General features: G+C 65.1%; 17 protein-coding genes and 1 tRNA gene. 8 read left to right on the plus strand and 10 right to left on the minus strand.

Annotated features, from left to right (window positions below):
- Nucleotides 1–49: 49 nt before the first annotated feature.
- Together hrpB and CJO11_RS05960 are read right to left on the minus strand one after the other, a co-directional pair.
- Nucleotides 50–2,482 carry an ATP-dependent helicase HrpB gene (hrpB, locus tag CJO11_RS05955; RefSeq protein WP_095011895.1) on the minus strand — a complete coding sequence of 811 codons (2,433 nt, stop codon included), beginning with the start codon at nucleotides 2,480–2,482 and terminating at the stop codon, nucleotides 50–52.
- A 30-nt stretch (nucleotides 2,483–2,512) separates the two neighbouring features.
- Nucleotides 2,513–3,523 carry a polyprenyl synthetase family protein gene (locus CJO11_RS05960; protein WP_095013241.1) on the minus strand — a complete coding sequence of 337 codons (1,011 nt, stop codon included), beginning with the start codon at nucleotides 3,521–3,523 and terminating at the stop codon, nucleotides 2,513–2,515.
- Nucleotides 3,524–3,590: 67 nt separating this feature from the next.
- Between CJO11_RS05960 and CJO11_RS05965 the strand changes: the two genes are divergently transcribed.
- On the plus strand, nucleotides 3,591–3,896 hold the full coding sequence (locus CJO11_RS05965) for a chorismate mutase (RefSeq protein WP_095011896.1): 306 nt from the start codon (nucleotides 3,591–3,593) through the stop codon (nucleotides 3,894–3,896).
- Between the two features lie 15 nt (nucleotides 3,897–3,911).
- Here the strand turns inward: CJO11_RS05965 and CJO11_RS05970 are convergent, their stop codons facing one another.
- The 4 genes from CJO11_RS05970 to CJO11_RS05985 all read right to left on the minus strand — a co-directional run bounded on the left by CJO11_RS05970 (nucleotide 3,912) and on the right by CJO11_RS05985 (nucleotide 7,198).
- Nucleotides 3,912–5,375 carry a sensor histidine kinase gene (locus tag CJO11_RS05970; protein ID WP_240504584.1) on the minus strand — a complete coding sequence of 488 codons (1,464 nt, stop codon included), beginning with the start codon at nucleotides 5,373–5,375 and terminating at the stop codon, nucleotides 3,912–3,914.
- A complete protein-coding gene (locus CJO11_RS05975; protein WP_095011897.1) occupies nucleotides 5,326–6,003 on the minus strand; it encodes a response regulator transcription factor in 678 nt (225 codons plus the stop codon). Before CJO11_RS05975 ends, CJO11_RS05970 begins: the two co-directional genes overlap by 50 nt.
- A 94-nt stretch (nucleotides 6,004–6,097) precedes the next feature.
- Nucleotides 6,098–6,394: a PepSY domain-containing protein gene (locus CJO11_RS05980; protein ID WP_095011898.1), complete on the minus strand. Its 297-nt coding sequence runs from the start codon at nucleotides 6,392–6,394 to the stop codon at nucleotides 6,098–6,100.
- 84 nt (nucleotides 6,395–6,478) lie between these two features.
- Nucleotides 6,479–7,198 (minus strand): SIMPL domain-containing protein, encoded by a 720-nt coding sequence (locus CJO11_RS05985; RefSeq protein WP_095011899.1) that lies wholly within the window; start codon nucleotides 7,196–7,198, stop codon nucleotides 6,479–6,481.
- Between the two features lie 102 nt (nucleotides 7,199–7,300).
- On the opposite strand from CJO11_RS05985, the gene CJO11_RS05990 reads away from it, so the two are divergent.
- Nucleotides 7,301–9,109, plus strand: coding sequence for an ABC-F family ATP-binding cassette domain-containing protein (locus tag CJO11_RS05990; protein WP_095011900.1), 1,809 nt, complete (start codon nucleotides 7,301–7,303; stop codon nucleotides 9,107–9,109).
- A gap of 67 nt (nucleotides 9,110–9,176) precedes the next feature.
- The gene (locus tag CJO11_RS05995) at nucleotides 9,177–9,902 is read left to right on the plus strand and encodes a CDP-alcohol phosphatidyltransferase family protein (RefSeq protein ID WP_240504585.1); all 726 of its coding nucleotides are present in this window, start codon (nucleotides 9,177–9,179) and stop codon (nucleotides 9,900–9,902) included.
- On the opposite strand, the gene CJO11_RS06000 is transcribed toward CJO11_RS05995, so the two are convergent.
- Complete coding sequence (locus tag CJO11_RS06000) at nucleotides 9,887–10,360, minus strand: DUF6456 domain-containing protein (RefSeq protein WP_095011901.1); 474 nt, start codon at nucleotides 10,358–10,360, stop codon at nucleotides 9,887–9,889. The genes CJO11_RS05995 and CJO11_RS06000 overlap by 16 nt on opposite strands.
- A gap of 91 nt (nucleotides 10,361–10,451) precedes the next feature.
- Here CJO11_RS06000 and CJO11_RS06005 point away from each other — a divergent pair, with 91 nt between their 5' ends.
- On the plus strand, nucleotides 10,452–11,024 hold the full coding sequence (locus CJO11_RS06005) for a helix-turn-helix domain-containing protein (protein ID WP_095011902.1): 573 nt from the start codon (nucleotides 10,452–10,454) through the stop codon (nucleotides 11,022–11,024).
- A 10-nt stretch (nucleotides 11,025–11,034) separates the two neighbouring features.
- The gene (locus tag CJO11_RS06010) at nucleotides 11,035–12,222 is read left to right on the plus strand and encodes a glycosyltransferase (RefSeq protein ID WP_095011903.1); all 1,188 of its coding nucleotides are present in this window, start codon (nucleotides 11,035–11,037) and stop codon (nucleotides 12,220–12,222) included.
- On the opposite strand, the gene secF is transcribed toward CJO11_RS06010, so the two are convergent.
- From secF to yajC, 3 genes are read right to left on the minus strand one after another with little or no spacing between them, the layout of a single operon-like run.
- The gene (gene secF / locus CJO11_RS06015; RefSeq protein ID WP_095011904.1) at nucleotides 12,223–13,209 is read right to left on the minus strand and encodes a protein translocase subunit SecF; all 987 of its coding nucleotides are present in this window, start codon (nucleotides 13,207–13,209) and stop codon (nucleotides 12,223–12,225) included.
- Between the two features lie 16 nt (nucleotides 13,210–13,225).
- Nucleotides 13,226–14,824, minus strand: a complete 1,599-nt coding sequence (gene secD / locus CJO11_RS06020; protein ID WP_095011905.1) for a protein translocase subunit SecD — start codon at nucleotides 14,822–14,824, stop codon at nucleotides 13,226–13,228.
- 20 nt (nucleotides 14,825–14,844) lie between these two features.
- On the minus strand, nucleotides 14,845–15,165 hold the full coding sequence (yajC, locus tag CJO11_RS06025; RefSeq protein ID WP_095011906.1) for a preprotein translocase subunit YajC: 321 nt from the start codon (nucleotides 15,163–15,165) through the stop codon (nucleotides 14,845–14,847).
- A gap of 208 nt (nucleotides 15,166–15,373) precedes the next feature.
- Here yajC and CJO11_RS06030 point away from each other — a divergent pair.
- The 3 genes from CJO11_RS06030 (at nucleotide 15,374) to CJO11_RS06045 (ending at nucleotide 16,929) form a co-directional block, all read left to right on the plus strand.
- Nucleotides 15,374–15,450: transfer RNA gene (locus CJO11_RS06030), tRNA-Pro, on the plus strand.
- A 561-nt stretch (nucleotides 15,451–16,011) separates the two neighbouring features.
- The gene (locus tag CJO11_RS06040; protein ID WP_095011908.1) at nucleotides 16,012–16,524 is read left to right on the plus strand and encodes a virulence-associated E family protein; all 513 of its coding nucleotides are present in this window, start codon (nucleotides 16,012–16,014) and stop codon (nucleotides 16,522–16,524) included.
- Between the two features lie 102 nt (nucleotides 16,525–16,626).
- On the plus strand, nucleotides 16,627–16,929 hold the full coding sequence (locus tag CJO11_RS06045; RefSeq protein WP_169829142.1) for a hypothetical protein: 303 nt from the start codon (nucleotides 16,627–16,629) through the stop codon (nucleotides 16,927–16,929).
- Nucleotides 16,930–17,368: the final 439 nt, after the last annotated feature.

Here is a 17,368-nt window from a genome sequence, read left to right on the forward strand (position 1 = left end):
GCGCGCGGTCGCGCTTGCGGGTCGTCTTTGCGACCCGTTGTCAGCGAAATCAAGCGCCACCCTTCGAAAAGGCGTTCTTGGTCTTGAGGCTCGGCTTCTCGGCCCACGGCTGTTCGGGCCAGCGGTGCTTGGGATAGCGGCCCTTCATGTCCTTCGCGACATCGGCCCAGCTGCCGCGCCAGAACCCGGGCAGGTCGCGGGTCGACTGGATCGGGCGGCCCGCCGGACTGGTGAGTTTCAGCAGCAGCGGCGTGGCGCCGACCATCGGGTGCCGCTCGAGCCCGAACAGTGCCTGCACCCGCACTTCGACCGAGGGGGCATCGTCGCCCGTGTAATCGATCGGGTGTGTGGTCCCGGCGGGCGACGCGAATTCGCGCGGGGACAGCCGGTCGAGTCGCTGGCGCGCATCCCAGTCGAGCAGGCCAAGCAGCGCATCGACCACTTTGCCATTGGGCACGTCGAGGTCGCGCCGCCCGGCGAGCAGCGGGGCGAGCCAGATCGCGGCATTCTCTGCCAGCGCATCGGGCGATAGCGCCTCGACACCGGCATAGCGCGCGCGGGCAAGCAGCGCAGGCGGCACGATTGTCGACAGGTCCTCCACAGCCTTGTCCACCAGCATATCGACAACCGCCGCCGGATCTGGCTGCGGGTCGGGACCGCTGGCCAGCGTGATTGCATCCAGCCGCCGTTCGAGCCGCGCTTCGACCCGGCGCTCGTCCGCGTTCCAATTGAGCACCGAGCGGCGTTCGATCCGATTGCCAAGTGCGGTTTCGACATCGGAAACGGCGAGTGCAATCGCCGAGGTAATCCGCGCACCCTTCGCCTGCCCTTGCGCATCGCCGATCGCCAGCCATTCGGCGCGAGCAAGCGGACTGGCCGGATCGAGCACGAACCCGCGCCCGCCGGCTGACAACCAGTTCTCGCCCGAGGCGTCGCGCCGCCGAGCAACGAAATCGGGCCGCGCCAACGCTAGGTACGTGCCAGTAGAAAAGTCGTCGCGCTCCGCCTTTCCAACCAGTCGTTCGGCCTTGTCGGCCCATCGCTGTGCCAGCTTGCGGCTCGCTTCGGCCCGCGCCCCGCGCTCGCCATCCCAACGCTGAAGCCGCGCGAGCAGGTCTTCCCCACGCCCGCCCAGCCCGCGCTCCTGCAGCAACAGCGCAACCTTGGCGGCGGCCAACGCCTGCCCATGCCGCGCACCGATCAGCACCATCGCCGCTTCGGACGGTGCCATCGGCATTGCCGAGAGCTGCTCGCCAAACGCCGTCAGGTGGCCCGCATCGTCGAGCGCACCAAGACCAGTCAGCGCCCTGCGCGCCGCCGCCACCGCCGCTTCGGGAGGCGAATCAAGCCACGGCAGCGAAGCCGGATCAGCGGTGCCCCACTTCGCCAGCGCGAGCACCAATGGCGCAAGGTCGGCAGTAAGCATTTCGGGTGGGTCGAACGCCTGCCTGCCGGCATGGCCGCCCTCTTCCCAAAGGCGATAGGCGACGCCCGGTCCTTGCCGAGCCGCGCGGCCCGCCCGCTGGGCAGCGGCAGCTTGGCTCGCCCGATGAGTAACGAGGTGCGTTGTGCCCGCCGCCTTGTCGAATTCGGCCCGGCGCGAGAGCCCGGCATCGATCACCACCGATACGCCATCGAGCGTGAGCGAAGTCTCGGCGATCGCGGTCGCCAGCACTACTCGTCGCCGTCCATCCGGATCGCGCCGGATCGCCGCGCGCTGTTCTGCCGGACGTACCTGCCCATGGAGCGGCAGGACCAGTGCATCGGACAGTCTTGCCTCGAGCCGTTCGCGGGTCCGCTCGATTTCGCCAACGCCCGGGAGGAACGCGAGGATATCGCCTTCCTCCGCCCGCCACGCGGCCACCACCGCATCTGCCACGGCTTCGTCGGTCCGCGCGTCAGGCCGCGAGCCAAGCCATTCGATCCGCAGCGGCCAGGCTTTGCCTTCGCTTTCGATCACTGGCGTTTCCGCGCCCAGTATCGATGCAAACTGCGCACCGTCGATCGTCGCCGACATCACCAGTACCCGCAGGTCCTCGCGCAGCACCGCGCGGCTTTCGAGCGCCAGCGCGAGGCCAAGGTCGCCGTCCAGGTGCCGCTCGTGCGCTTCGTCGAACAGCACGGCAGAGACGCCCTTCAGCTCCGGGTCTTCGACCAGCCGGTTGACGAGAATCGCTTCGGTCACCACCAGCACACGGGTCTTCGCGCTGGTCTTGCTGTCGAGCCGGGTGAGGTAGCCGATCGTCTCGCCCGCCTGTTCGCCGAGAAGTTCGGCCATCCGCTCCGCCGCAGCGCGCGCTGCGACCCGTCGCGGGCTGGTGAGGATGACTTGCCCCTTGCACCATTCCTCGCCGAGCAGCGCGGGCGCGACCGCAGTGGTCTTGCCTGCACCCGGCGGCGCGACGAGCACCGCTCCGGTCCCCGCGCGCAAGGCAGCGAGCAGCTCCGGCAGGACGGTTTGGATCGGTAGGTCGGCGCTCACTCGAACGCCCTACCCGCTAGCTGGCAGCGATCAATACCCCCGCGCGACCGCGAAGTGCGCCGCTTCGGTCATCGCCGCGCGGGCGCGATTCTCGGGGAAGATCGACAGCGCATCGATCGCGCGCACCGCGAAGTGTCGCGCACGCTCCCGGGTATCCTCGACCGCGTCGTACTTGGCGATCAGCGAAACCGCCTCTTCGAGCGCATCGTCGCCTTCGCGGTGGCCCTTGATCGCGGCTTGCCAGAACTTGCGTTCAGCTTCGTTACCGCGCGAATAGGCGAGGATCACCGGCAGCGTCATCTTGCCTTCGCGGAAGTCGTCGCCGCGATCCTTGCCCATCGTTGTCGCGTCCGAATCGTAATCAATCGCGTCGTCGACCAGCTGGAATGCGATGCCGAGGTTGCGGCCGTAGTCGTCGAGCGCCTGCTCGCAGCGCTCGTCGCATTCGGCGACCACAGCGGAAATCCGGCTGGCGGCAGCGAACAGCGCGGCGGTCTTTGCGCCGATGATCGCGAGGTAGCGTTCCTCGCTGGTCTCGATCTGGCGCTGTGCGGTCAGCTGATCGACCTCGCCTTCGGCGATGATCGCGCTGGCACCGGAGAGGATCTTGAGCACCTTGAGGCTGCCGTCCTCGACCATCAGCTCGAACGCGCGGCTGAACAGGAAATCGCCCACCAGCACCGTCGCCGGGTTGCCGAACACGATATTCGCGGCGGCCTTGCCACGCCGCAGGTCGCTGCCATCGACGACATCGTCGTGCAGCAGGGTCGCGGTGTGGATGAACTCGACCGCGGCGGCCAGCTTGTGATGGCGCGCGCCGTTGTAGCCGACCAGTTCCGCCCCGGCGAGCGTCAGCATCGGCCGCAGACGTTTGCCGCCCCCCGAAATCAGGTGCCCCGCCAGCGCCGGGATCAGCGGGATCTTGCTCTGCATCCGCTCGAGGATCACTGCATTGACCGCGTTCATGCCCGGAGCGGTCAGCTCCAGCATCGGGTCGAGCGTCGCGTTGGGACGCGGCAGCGGGACGATCTCGGCGCTCATGCGGCCCCCATGCGGTGCACGGGCACGCTTGGCAAGCGTGGATTCGCCGCTATCGTGCGCCGCGACCATGACCGAAACCGCTCAAGACACCGCCCCCGATCCGGTTCTCGCCGGCTTCCGCAAGAGCATCGACAATATCGATGCCGCGCTGATCCATATCCTTGCCGAGCGGTTTCGCATTACGCAGGCAGTCGGCGCGCACAAGGCGGCGCATAACCTGCCCCCGGCCGATCCCGGGCGCGAAGTGGCGCAGATCGCGCGGCTGCGAAAGCTGGCCGAAGAATCCGAGCTCGACCCCGAGTTCAGCGAGAAATTCATCCGCTTCGTGATCGACGAAGTGATCCGCCACCACGAAAAGGCGCGCGGCAAATAAGAAACGTGATCGCGGTCAGCCGCGCGGCAGGGCCAGCTTTACCAGCAGGCCGCCGAGATCCTCGCTTTCAGCGAGTTCGACCGTCCCGCCATATATCTTCGCCACGTCGCGGACGATCGCAAGGCCAAGACCGGTGCCCGGCTTGTCGGTATCGAGCCGAACCCCACGGTCGAAGATGCGGGTGCGCTCGGCAGGAGGAATTCCGGCACCGTCGTCCTCGACCCAGATCGTGCAGCAGTCCATGTCAAGCGGATCGGCATCGACCGTCACGAACACGCTGCCACCGCCATACTTGGCGGCGTTCTCCACCAGGTTGCCGAGCAGCTCGTCGAGGTCCTGCCGTTCGATCGCGACGCGCGCATCGCGGCTCCCGGCGAGGTCGAAGCGCACCTCGGGATAGAGCCGCTCAACCGCGCGCTGGACCGCCATTGCGCTGTCGTAGACCTGGGTGCGAGCATGGCCGATCGCGCGTCGTCCGACAGCGCGGGCGCGGGCCAAGTGGTGATCGACATGGCGGCGCATCGTGCCCGCTTCGCGGATCACGGTGGCGGCCAGATCGGGGGCTTGCGCGGTCGCGGCGTTGTTGATCACCGTCAGCGGGGTCTTCAGTGCGTGCGCCAGGTTGCCGGCGTGGGTACGCGCTTCCTCCGCCTGTTTTTCAGAATGCTCGAGCAGCGCATTGAGCTCGTCGACCAGCGGCTGGACCTCGAGCGGAAGCGGGTCGGTGACGCGGTTCGTGCCGGTTGTGCGCATATGCTGGATCGCCAGCCGCACCCGGCGCAAAGGTCCAAGGCCGTACCAGGTTTGCAGCATCACCATCATGAACAGGCCGAGGCCGAGGACAGCGAAGCTCCACGCAAGAATCGAACGGATCCTGGCGATCTGCGCATCGAGGTCGCCACGGCTCGAAGCTACGGCGAACCACCATTTGGTCTTGCTGCCCGGCAAGTAGACCGGGCGTTCGGCGATCCGCAGCGGCTCGCCTTCGAACTGGTTCGAATCGTAAATCTGCGTCCGCGTGTCGGTGGAACCGGTATTCACCTTGAGCGTGCGGTCCCACAGGCTGCGGCTGGGATAGGTTTCGTGCCCCTTGCCGCTGATCTGCCAGTAGAGCCCGCTGCCCGGTTCCATGAACCGCTGATCGCCGAGCGGGCGATTGAAATAGACCTCGCCGGTGTTGTCGATCTCGGTCGAAGCGATCATAGCGGTGAGCATATAGTTGAGCTGGTTGTCGAAGTTCTTCTCGACGAGGTCGGTCAGCGTCCGGTCGAGCGCGAAACCGCCGCCGAGCAGCAGGATCGCAATCCAGCCGGCCGCGATCAGCATCATCCGGCGCGCGAGGCTGCCGGTGTGGCGCTTGCCCGCAGGCGCGTTCGCTTCGCCGCCGACCGCCGCGACCGCCTCGCCTACGTCCGCGTCGGGAGTAGCCTCAGGCGCGCGGCTGGTCGTCGGGGTCGTCGAGGCTGTAGCCGAGTCCACGGATGGTCGTGATGACGTCCGCACCCAGCTTCTTGCGGATGCGGGTGACGAAGACCTCGATCGTGTTCGAATCGCGGTCGAAATCCTGATCGTAGATGTGTTCGATCAGTTCGGTGCGGCTGACCACCTTGCCCTTGTGGTGCATCAGGTAGCTTAAGAGCTTGTATTCCTGCGCGGTCAGCTTGACCGGTTCACCGGCCTTGGTGACCCGGCCCGAGCGGGTATCGAGCCGCACGTCGCCGGCGGTGAGTTCGGAACTGGTATTGCCCGATGCGCGGCGGATCAGCGCGCGCAACCGGGCGATCAGCTCCTCGGTCTGGAACGGCTTGGCGAGATAGTCGTCCGCCCCGGCGTCGAGCCCGGCGACCTTGTCCGACCACGAATCGCGCGCGGTCAGCACCAGAACGGGAAAATCGCGCCCTTCCTTGCGCCACATCCCCAGCACCGAAAGTCCGTCGATCTCGGGCAGGCCGAGGTCGAGGATCACCGCGTCGTAGTCTTCGGTCGAGCCGAGGAAGTGCCCGTCTTCGCCGTCGGTCGACAGGTCGACCGCATAGCCGTTCTGCTCGAGCGTCGACTTGAGCTGCTTGCCGAGCGTAGGTTCGTCCTCGACGATCAGGATTCGCATATCTGGCCGGTCCCCTGTGAAATACCGCCCGCGATGTGGGCTTTTGCCGTCAACGCGTCAACCGAGGGCACGTTTCCCGATTGCTTGCCTGGCATCAGCGCGAACGGTTGATGACCCGCCCGGATCGCGCATCGACATCGACGAACACCACCCGCCCGTCCTTGATGAACTTCAGGCGATAGGCCATCGCGGTCGAATCGTAGGCAAAGCCGAGGTATTCGTAGCCGCGCATCTGCGGCAGCACGCGCGCTTCGATTTCGCGCGAACTGAGGATGTTGCCCGCACGCATTTCCTTGCGCGCAGCCCCCTGGTCGGTGTGCTGGGCGACAGCAACGGGCGCGCCGAGGCCGACCATAGCGGCAGCTGCAAGGAGGCGAGCAAGCGTCTTCATAACGGCACCGTGCCTGCCATCGAGCCATTGAACAAGGTGTGAATGTTGCGAGCGTGCTTCATTCAGCAAACGTCCCGCCCATGGTCACTGCGTCATCTCGAAACTGGCTGACACCGTCACCGATGTGCCGACTAGACCCGGCTCGACCGGGGTCGGCGGGGCGGCAGCGACCGCATCCATCGTGCGCTTGAGCATCGGCATCGGCGCACTGGACGAAACCGATTCCCCGACCTGCAGCAGGCGCACCCCGGAGTAGCCGCTCCACTGTGCATATTCCTTTGCCCGCGACTGCAGTTCGGCAAACGCCGCCTTGCGCGCCTGCTCCTGCAGCGCCGTGTCATCCTCGATCGCAAAGTTCGGGCCGCTGATGTCGGTCGCCCCGGCAGCCACGAGGGCATCAAGCATCGGCCCCGCGCGTTCGACATTGTGCAAGGTCACGCTCACCCGGTTCGATGCCTGGTAGCCGTCGAACACCTGCTCACGGCTCGTCTGGTCGTAGCGATAGCGGGCATTGAGGTTGATCCCGGTGGTCTGGACATCCTCCGGCGCGATCCCCAGCGCCTTGATCCGCTTGACCAGCGCATCCATCGCGGTTGCGTTCTGCTGCATCGCTTCGACTGCAGTCGGCGCAATCGTTGATACGCCGGCACCGACGGTAACCATGTCGGGCTTGGCGCGGATCGTCTTGGTCACCGACAGGTCGACGACCGGGCCCTGCGACTGGACTTGCACTTCGGCAGCGGCCGGCGCGGACAGCGCTGCGGTCCCGAGCGCAAGGGCGATAGGAATGAACATGCGTTGCATCGGAGATTCTCCTCTTTTCGACCGCCGGCTTGCGGCATACGGGATTGCGCGCAGGTGAACCGGGTTGTCGCGCCGATGCACCAAGGCTAGGGCGCGCCGGCGATGGCGCAACCTCCAATCCTCAGCTGGGAAGGACTCGGCCTGCAACAGGGCGGCCGCTGGCTGTTCGGCGGGCCCGATACCGAAGGGCTCAACCTGCACATCGGCCCGCGCGACCGGCTCGCGCTGATCGGCCGCAACGGGGTGGGCAAGACCACGCTGTTCCGGCTGATCGACAACCAGATCGAGGCCGACCGGGGCCTGCGCAAGGTCAAGCCCGGCACCCGCATCGTCCTGCTCGAACAGGAACCGGATTTTTCCGGTTGCGATACGCTGATGGATTTCGCGCTCGGCGGCGAGCATCCGCCCGCCGCGCACGAAGTCGAAGCGATCGCCGGCCAACTCGGGATCGACATGGCAACGCCGGCAAGCGGCGCAAGCGGAGGTGAAAAGCGCCGCGCAGCAATCGCCCGCGCACTTGCCCAGGAGCCGGACCTGCTGCTGATGGACGAGCCGACCAACCACCTCGACCTCGCCGCGATCGACTGGCTGGAGGACTGGCTGAGCCGCTACAAGGGCGCGTTCTTGGTGATCAGCCACGACCGCACGTTCCTCAAGCGGCTGACGACTTCGACGCTGTGGCTCGACCGCGGAGCGCTGCGCCGCAAGGATGTCGGCTTCGGCGGCTACGAAGCGTGGGAAGAACAGGTCTACGCTGAGGAAGCACGCGCCGCCGAACGGCTCGATGCAAGGCTCAAGATCGAAGCGCACTGGCTCGAACGCGGAGTGACCGCGCGGCGCAAGCGCAACCAGGGACGGCTCGAAAAACTGTGGCAGATGCGCGCCCAACGCGCAGCGATGATCAATCCCCAAGGCACCGCGAAGTTGCAACTGGCGACCGAGGAGGAATTCAAGTCCAAGTCGGTGATCGTCGCCGAGCACGTCGCCAAGTCGTTTGGCGAGCGCAAGATCATCCGCGACTTCTCGCTGCGCATCCAACGCGGCGACCGGATCGGCGTGGTCGGTGCCAACGGCGCAGGCAAGACCACACTCTTGAAGCTGCTGACCGGCGAGCTCGCGCCCGATAGCGGCACTGTCGAAATCTCCGGCAAGCTCACCGGAGTCATGATCGACCAGCAGCGCAGCCTGATGGAGCCAGACCGCACCGTGCGGCAAGTGCTCGCCGAAGGCGGCGACTGGATCGACGTGGGCGATACCCGCAAGCACGTGCAGGGATACCTCAAAGAGTTCCTGTTCGATCCGGCGATTGTCGATGCCAAGGTAGGAACATTGAGCGGTGGCGAGCGCAGCCGCCTGCTGCTGGCACGCGAATTTGCCCGCAAATCGAACCTGCTGGTGCTCGACGAGCCGACCAACGACCTCGACCTCGAAACGCTCGACCTATTGCAGGAAGTGATCGCCGACTACGATGGCACCGTGCTGATCGTCAGCCACGACCGCGACTTCCTCGATCGCACGGTCACGATCACGCTCGGCCTCGATGGCAGCGGGTTCGTCGATGTCGTTGCCGGGGGTTACGAAGACTGGGAAGCCAAACGCCGGACCCGTAGCGCACCGGGCAAAGCGAAGTCGGCGAGCAAGGCCGCGGCACCTCCCGCGCCGCTTCCGCCGCCGCGCAAGAGCGCCAAGCTGTCGTACAAGGACCAGCGCGACTACGAGCAGTTGCCCGCGCGGATCGAGGAGCTCGAACTGGCGATCGCGCGGGGCGAGGAGATCCTTTCGGACCCCGAGCTCTACACCACGGACCCGCAACGGTTTGCCAACATTTCCAAGGGCATCGAGAATGCCCGCGCGGAAAAGGATGCCGCCGAAGAGCGCTGGCTGGGATTGGCCGAACAAGTCGAAGGCTGAATTCCCGCATTGTGACAAACGGGCGATTTACCTTGCCATAGGTGCGCCGGCCCGACATTACAGTTCAATGACGCTGCATTACGGTTCGATGACGACGGCTTCCGAGGCCGTTCCGCCCCGGCGCATCCAGCGCAACGTACTCGCCGCGTCGGAGCGGCGCTTGCTCGACTGGCTGTGCGCGCGCCTGCCGCAATGGGTCACTCCGGACCAGCTGACTGTCCTTGCGATGGTGGCAACGGTCGCGATCGGCCTCGGCTACGCGCTCAGCACATTCGACCCGGCGTGGCTCGGGCTCTCGATCGGGGCGTTTTTCGTCCACTGGTTCGGCGATTCGCTCGACGGGTCGATCGCCCGCTACCGTCATATCGAGCGCCCGCGCTACGGCTACTTGGTCGATCACAGCAGCGACGCGATCGGTGCGCTGGTGATGTTCGGCGGGATCGGCCTCAGCCCTTACGTCCGGTTCGATGTCGCGCTGTTCGTGGTGGTCGCGTACCTGCTGCTTGCGGTGCATACCTTCCTGATGGCCAAGGCTGCGGGCGATTTCCCGCTGTCGCACCTCGGCGCGGGACCGACCGAACTGCGGGTGATCATGATCGCGCTGACGATCGGGATGTGGACGCTGGGGCCGGACTATGTCCAGACCGACGGCTACGGATTGTTCGATTTCCTCTTCGGAGGCGCGGCCTGCCTGATGATCGCGATCTTCGTGGTCCAAACCTTGATCGCGGCACGCAAGCTCGAGGCCAAGGACATCGAGGAGCGCAAGGCGCGCGATCAGGCGATCCGGTAGAATTCGGCCACGCGATCGAGCGCCAGCCGCAGTACCAGCTTCCCGCTCCGCGCCGGCCATTCGAGCGCCCTTTCCGCCGCCTGGAGCGTTTCACCCGCGCAAACCACCCGCCACAGCACGTCTGCCAGTCCTGTGCCCGCCTCGGCCAGCGCGCCGTCGAACCGCGCACGCGCTGCGATTTGCCGTTCGCCGGGGGTCAGCCCGCGATCCCCGGTTCCCTTGATCCGCACCGGGTCCCACCGCATCGTGACATTGGGTGCCAGCTGTGCGCGTTCGTAATCTGCGCGGAGCCGTTCACCGGCATCGAACAGTCGCTCGCTGAGGTGCCCGTGCGCGTGCAGCCAGGCGAGCGGGCTTTCGGCCTGGTTCACCGTCACGGTGCGGCGCTTGCCCTTCGGCCCGCCGCTTCGGCGCGGTCCTTCGCTGGTCAGTTCGCGTTCGACGAGTTCGCGGCGCATCGGCTTCTCCCCGGTTGATGACGAATCGCGCCTTGCCAAAGTGGATTGCGTGTAGGAAAGGAGAAACCGATTTGGTTAGGAGCTTTTCGCCGTGATCAACCGTATCCGGGCCATCCGCAAACAGAAGGGGCTGACCCTCGCCGAGTTGGCCGCCGCGTGCGATCCCCCGACCACAGCGCAAACCGTCGGGCGGCTCGAGACCGGGATGCGCAACCTCTCGCTCAAATGGATGGACCGCATCGCCGCTGCGCTGGGTGTCGACCCGGAAACGTTGGTCCGCTCCGAAGCCAACGACCGTGCACAGGTGGTGGCGACGCTCGGTCCCGATGGCGCAGAACCGCTCGCCAGCACACGCGACGCATTGATGCCGACCGAGATCGGCGGCGATGCGGTGCGGGTGGTGCTCGCGATCGAGACCAGCGCGGGCGAGTATCGCGCGGGTGACCAGCTGTGGCTGCGCCAGCTCGCGCCCGAGGACGCCGCGCAAGCGATCAACCGCGACGTGCTGGTGCCGCGCAAGGGCGGCCGGTTCGCGTTCGGACGGCTGATCGACCGGCGCGGATCGCTCGTCGGGGTGCTCCCGGTCGGCGCCGGGCAGAAGCAGGTGGTGGTCGACGATCCGGCATGGATCGCGGTCGCCGAAATGCTCGTCCGCCCGCTGTGAGGCGAGGCCGGTGACGCGCATCCTTTCGCTTTCGACGCTTTACCCCAATGCCGCCAATCAGCGGTTCGGGACCTTCGTCGCACGAAGCCTGGAGGCGCTCGCAAAGCGCGAGGGATGGCAGGTTACCGTGATCAACCCGATCGGCGTGCCGCCGCTTGCGCTTGGCCGTTATCGGGCGCTGAAGGCCGCGGCGATCGATGGCGCTGAGCGCGGCGTCGCGGTCCATCGCCCGACCTTCCCGCTGATCCCCAAGGTCGGCGGTCCGTTCAACCCGCAGCTGATCGCACGCAGGGTGCTGCCGCTCGCCCGGCGGCTCCATGCAGCGGCACCGTTCGACCTGGTCGATGCGCAGTTCTTCTACCCCGACGGGCCAACCGCAGCGGAGATCGCAAGCGAGCTCGGCCTGCCGCTGTCGATCAAGGCGCGCGGCGCGGACATCCACCATTGGGGCACGCAAGGTTCACCGCGCCGCCAGATGCTCGCGGCGGGCGCGCAAGCTGCAGGGCTGCTCGCGGTGTGCGTCCCGCTCGCAGAGGACATGGCGGCGATCGGGCTGCCGCGCGAAAAGATCGCGCTGCACTATACCGGGCTCGACCGCGACCGCTTCCGCCCGCTGCAGCACGAGCAGCTGCGCAAACAGCTGGGTGAAAGGCTGGGCATTGCCTTGCCCGCGAGTGGCCCGCTCCTGGCTACTGTCGGCGCGCTGATCCCGCGCAAGGGGCAGGCGCTGGTGATCGAGGCACTGGCCGGCCTACCAGCCGACGCGCACCTGATGCTGGTCGGCAAGGGCGAGGACGAGGCGGCACTGCGCACCCTTGCCAAGCAACTCGGCTTAGAAACCCGAGTCCATTTCCTCGGACTGCTCGACCACGACCTGCTGCCGCTGGTGCTGTCAGCCGCCGATGCAATGGTGCTTCCCTCGGCGAGCGAAGGCTTGGCCAATGCGTGGGTCGAGGCGCTCGCCTGCGGCACGCCGCTGGTGATCACCGATGCAGGCGGTGCGCGCGAAGTCGTGACCGGCCCCGCTGCGGGCGTGATCGTCGCGCGCAATGCCCCGGCGATCGCCGCTGGCATCCGCAACCTGCTGGCCGATCCGCCAAGCCGCGCGGCTACCGCCGCGATGGCCGAGCGGTTCAGCTGGGAAGCGAACGGCGCCGCGCTGGCAGAGTACTACGAACGGCTTCTCGCCGCGCGCTGATCAGGGGCGCGCGCCACCTTCGCGGGCCAACCGTTCCTGGCGATCCTCGCGGGTTTCGGTCGGCACGAAGCTGTCCGATTTGACCCCCATCCAGATCAGGATCGGCGCGGCCATGTAGATCGAGCTGTAGGTACCGATGAAGATACCCAGCGTGATCGCAGCGGCGAGGCCGAACAGGCTCGCCGGACCGAAGATCAGCAGCGGGATCAGCGCGATCAGCAGCGTCAGCGAAGTCATCACCGTGCGCGCCAGCGTCTCGTTGACCGACAGGTCAAGCAGCTCGGGCAGCGGCATCTTGCGATACTTCTTCAGGTTCTCGCGAATCCGGTCGTAAACCACGATCGTGTCGTTCAGCGAATAGCCGATGATCGTCAGGATCGCGGCGACGATATTGAGATCGAACTCGAGCTGGGTGAGCGCGAAAAATCCCAACGTCAGCGAGGTATCGTGGAACAGTGCAAACAGCGCCCCGACACCGAACTGCCATTCGAACCGGATCCAGATGTAGATCGAGATCGCGACCATCGCGAAGCCAAGCGCCATCAGCCCCTTGCTGAACAGCTCGCTCGAGACCTTGCCGGACACCGAATCGATCCCGTCGATGCGTATCTTCGGATGGTCCGCCTTGAGGGTGTCGACGATCTTGCTGGTCATCGTGTTGGCAAGATCGGGCTTCTGCTCGGAGCCGGCCGGCAGCTTCACGCGGATCGCCGCCTGGTTCGAACCGCCGTAGCTCTGGATGATCGGGTCGCCATAGCCGAGCGCGGAGATTTCCTTGCGCATCTTCGCCACCGGCACTTCCGGCTGGCCGACGAACGTCACGCGGATCATTTGCCCGCCGACGAAGTCGACCCCGAGGTTGAGGCCGTTGGTCAGCACCAGCGCCCAGCTGCCGGAGATCAGCAGCAGGCTGACGATGTAGAACGGCAACCGCCACTGGAGGAAGCCGATGTTGGTGTTGTCGGGGACGAGCTTGAGCAGTTTCATCGCGGTCTCTCCCCGATCAGATGTGGATTTCGCTGGGGCGATGGCGGCGCAGCCAGCCGGCGACCCACATGCGGGTGATGGTAACGGCGGTAAACACCGAGGTGATCACGCCGATCACGAGCACGACTGCGAAGCCCTTTACCGGACCCTGACCGAACAGGAACAGCAGCGTTGCGGCGATCACGTTGGTGATGTTGGCATCGTAGATCGCGCGGCTGGCTTCCTTGTAGCCGGTCTCGACTGCCTGCAGCACGCGCCTGCCGCGTCGTCGCTCCTCGCGTATTCGCTCGTTGATCAGCACGTTGGCATCGACCGCCGCACCGATGGTCAGCACGAACCCGGCAAGGCCCGGCAGCGTAAGCGTAGCGTTGAGCACTGCCATGACACCGAGGATCATCAGCACGTTCAGCACCAGCGCGCCGTCTGCATAGAACCCGAAACGGCCGTAAGTCACGAGCATGAACAGCAGGATCAGCCCGGTGCCCACGCCGAGCGCGATCAGGCCGCTGCGGATCGAATCCTTGCCCAGCTCCGGGTTGACCGTGCGCTGTTCGATCACCTTGAGATCGACCGGCAGCGCGCCCGAACGCAGCGCGATCGCCAACTCGTTGGCCGAATCGACCGTGAACCCGCCGGCAATCTGGGCCTGCCCGCCGCGGATCGGCTCGTTGATGTTCGGCGCCGACAACACCTTGCCGTCGAGGATGATCGCGAACGGCTTGTTGACGTTTTCGGTCGTCAGGCGGGCGAACTTGTCCGCCCCCTGCTGGTCGAAAGTGATGTTGACCACCGGTTCGTTGGTCTGCTGGTCGAAGCCCTGCTGCGCATTGGTCAGGTTGTCACCCTTGATCCCGCCGAGGCGGCGCACTGCGATGCTCTGCCCGGCGAACCGGCTGCTCGATGCATAAGGCAGGATCTCGCTGCCCGGAGGGGCCTTGCCCGCCGCCACGTCGGACGGCAGCGCGTTCATGTCGACCAGTTTGAATTCGAGTTTGGCGGTCTGGCCGATCAGCTTCTTGAGCGCTTCGGGGTTCTGTTGCCCCGGGGCCTGAACCACGATCCGGTCGGTGTCCTGGCGGATAATCGTCGGCTCGAGTGTGCCGATCGCGTTGATGCGGCGATCGATCACGTCCTTCGCGCTGTCCATCGCCTGGTCGAGCCCCTTGGCGAGGCTTTCCGGCGTCGGCGTGAGGACGATGCGGGTCTCGTCGACAACCGACAGCGTCCAGTCTCGGGTCAGCCCCGCGCCGTTGATCAGCGGGGTCAGCAGTTCGCGCGCCCGATCGACATCGGCCGGGCTGGAAACCATGAAGCTGAGCTTGTCATCCTTGGTCGAGATGTCGCCGATGCGGACCGCCGGGCTGGCCTGACGCAGCTTGGTGCGGACCGATTCCTCCATCGTCTCCAGCTTCTGGGTGACGATCTGATGCGGATCCGCTTCGAGCAGGATCTGGCTGCCCCCAGCGAGGTCGAGCCCGAGGTTGACCTTGGGGCTGGGCAGGCTGGCGGGCCACTGACCGCCCGAAAGCGAGACGATCGTCGGCAGCGATGCGACCGACACGAACAGCACAAGGCCCCAGAGCCACAGCTTCTTCCAGCGCGGAAAGTCGAGCATATCGCGTCTTCGCCCCGCGCTCAGTCGTTCGCCGCCGCGCCGCCCGGAGGCACCACGTCACCAATGGTGGACTTGACCACCTTGACCTTCACGCCCTGGGCGATTTCGACTTCGGCGTAGTGCTCATCGACCTTGACCACCTTGCCGATCAATCCCCCGGCGGTGACCACCTGGTCGCCCCGCTTGAGCCCGGCGACCTTTTCGCGATGTTCCTTCTGCTGGCGCATCTGCGGACGGATCAGCAGGAACCAGAAGATTGCGACCATGCCGACGATCGGCAACCAGCTCATCCATACAGGGGGGGCGGCGGCCGCGGAGGTAGCGGCAAGAAGATTGAGCATCGTTGTTTTGGCCTATCGAATTGTTGGCATCTCACCCGGTCAAGGGCGCAATATGGGAGCGATCGGCACGCCTGCAAGCAAGCAAACCGTCGATAGCGCGGCGCGCCTAGCAGCATTGCCGGGCAAGAGCAATCGAGCGGTCCGAAAGTGCGTGCGCAGCGCCTTGCCTTGGCTCAAGCTGCGCCCTATAGGCGCGCCTCCACTGGTACGGGACGTAGCGCAGTCTGGTAGCGCACCATACTGGGGGTGTGGGGGTCGCTGGTTCGAATCCAGTCGTCCCGACCAGTGGTAAATCATATACTTAAGCATGTTTCCGCTGGGATGGCTAGGTCCTCGTTGAAGATCTGAATCGCCACCATGTCGCCACGCTCCGAATTCTCCAGCTTCGAATCTTGAACGCTTTGAGCCGGCGTGGGGATTGAGGAGCGCTGTCATATGTCGCCGGGCACAGAGGCTGTCGAAAATTCACCGTGCCGTGAGCAGCAACTGGAGGCGAACCGGATCGCTGCACATGACCTATGGGACTTTCAAGTTGAGCGCCGCTTCGTCCAGATTGGACCGACAACCACCATCGCTAAAGCCACAGCCGTAGTGCGATCCGAGCCTCCTACAGTCGTCATCTGGCCACACATTCACAACCTAACGCTCATGGCCACTAACGGCGCGCGCGACAGCGATTTGCGTCGCGTGTTCGAGGCTCCGAGCACCCAAGGTGTATAAGGCATCAATGTGACGGGCCGGGTTCTGACCACCGCACTGACGCCAGTCGCGCGCGAACACCAGTTTCACCCCATCCACGAGTACATCGAAGGTCTCACCTGGGACGGCACTGCGCGCGCCGAATAGATGTTCGTTGTCTATCTCGGGGCACCCGACAACGCCTACATCCGCGACATCGCGCGCATTGCGCTGATCGCCGCGATGACGCGGGCTTACGAGCCAGACAAAAAGTTCGACTACGCCGTCATCATCGAAGGCTTGCAGGGCCGCGGCAAGTCGACCTTTATTCAGATGCTCGGCCGCAACTGGTTCGCCGAACTAGACGGCGACTTCCACGACATGAAGCAGATGGTTGAGCTCATGCAGTGCGCGTGGATCATGGAGATCCCCGAACTGTCGGGCTTCAACCGCGCCGACGTGCGGGCTATCAAGGCATTCATCAGCCGACAGGAAGACCGCGCGCGTCTCGCCTATGCCAAGCGGGTCAGCGAGTTTCCCATGCAGTGCGTCTTCATCGGGTCGACCAACGATCGCGAGTACCTCAAGGACGATACGGGCGGCCGCCGCTTCTGGCCCGTGCATTGTACGCTCGACTCGGTCAATTTCGCCGCCTTCGGGAAGAACGTCGATCAGATATGAGCCGAGGCACTGCACCTCTATCGCGAGATGCGCGAAGCCCAGCCGAACGGCCCTCTTCCGTTGTATTTGACCGACAGCACGTCGCGCGCGATCGCGTCTTCGATGCAGGAAAGCCGCCGGGTCGAGAGTGCAGACGATGGTATGATCGGCACAATCGCCGAATGGCTTGAACGGCCGATCAATACCGGTGGCCTCGACGAGAAGGAAGGCGAACAGCGCAACGAGACCTGCTTGCTGCAAATCTGGGTCGAGTGCCTCGGCGGACGCAGCGACAACTACGGCCAGGTGCAGGCCCAGTCTCTCGGCCGTGCGATGTCACGGGTCGAGGGTTGGTCGTCAAGCGGAGAGCGTGCCCAGTTCACCAAGTACGGGCGCCAGCGCGTCTATCAGCGGGTGGATGGGTAGCCTTCATCTTAGAAATCTGTCGCGCGTTTCATCTTAAAATCCGTCGAGCGCTGACAGTGCTTCATCTTAGAATACTGCTCGATCACAAGATTCTAAGATAGCGGCAACTTTTGGACAGGTAACCCCGTCCAGGGCTGTCCACCTATAAAACTACGCAAACCCAGATACTTATTGCTGCCTTTCGGGCATCGTGGACAGGTGGACGGGTACTTCCCATACATTCTCTCCCATCGGATGATTCACGTTTTGCCCTACGCGGGTCTACCACCGGTTCCCCTAGGGTTAAATATGGGTCCTGTGTTGTGTCTCTTATAGAAATACCTGTCCACTTGTCCCATTTTACAGTTATCTAAGTGAAATCAGATATTTGAAGCTGGACAGGGTATTAGGACAGGTTCGGGACAGGTAAAACAACCTGTCCAGCGTGTATTACTGACCT

The sequence above is a fragment of the Tsuneonella mangrovi genome, from assembly GCF_002269345.1.
Lineage (GTDB): Bacteria > Pseudomonadota > Alphaproteobacteria > Sphingomonadales > Sphingomonadaceae > Tsuneonella > Tsuneonella mangrovi.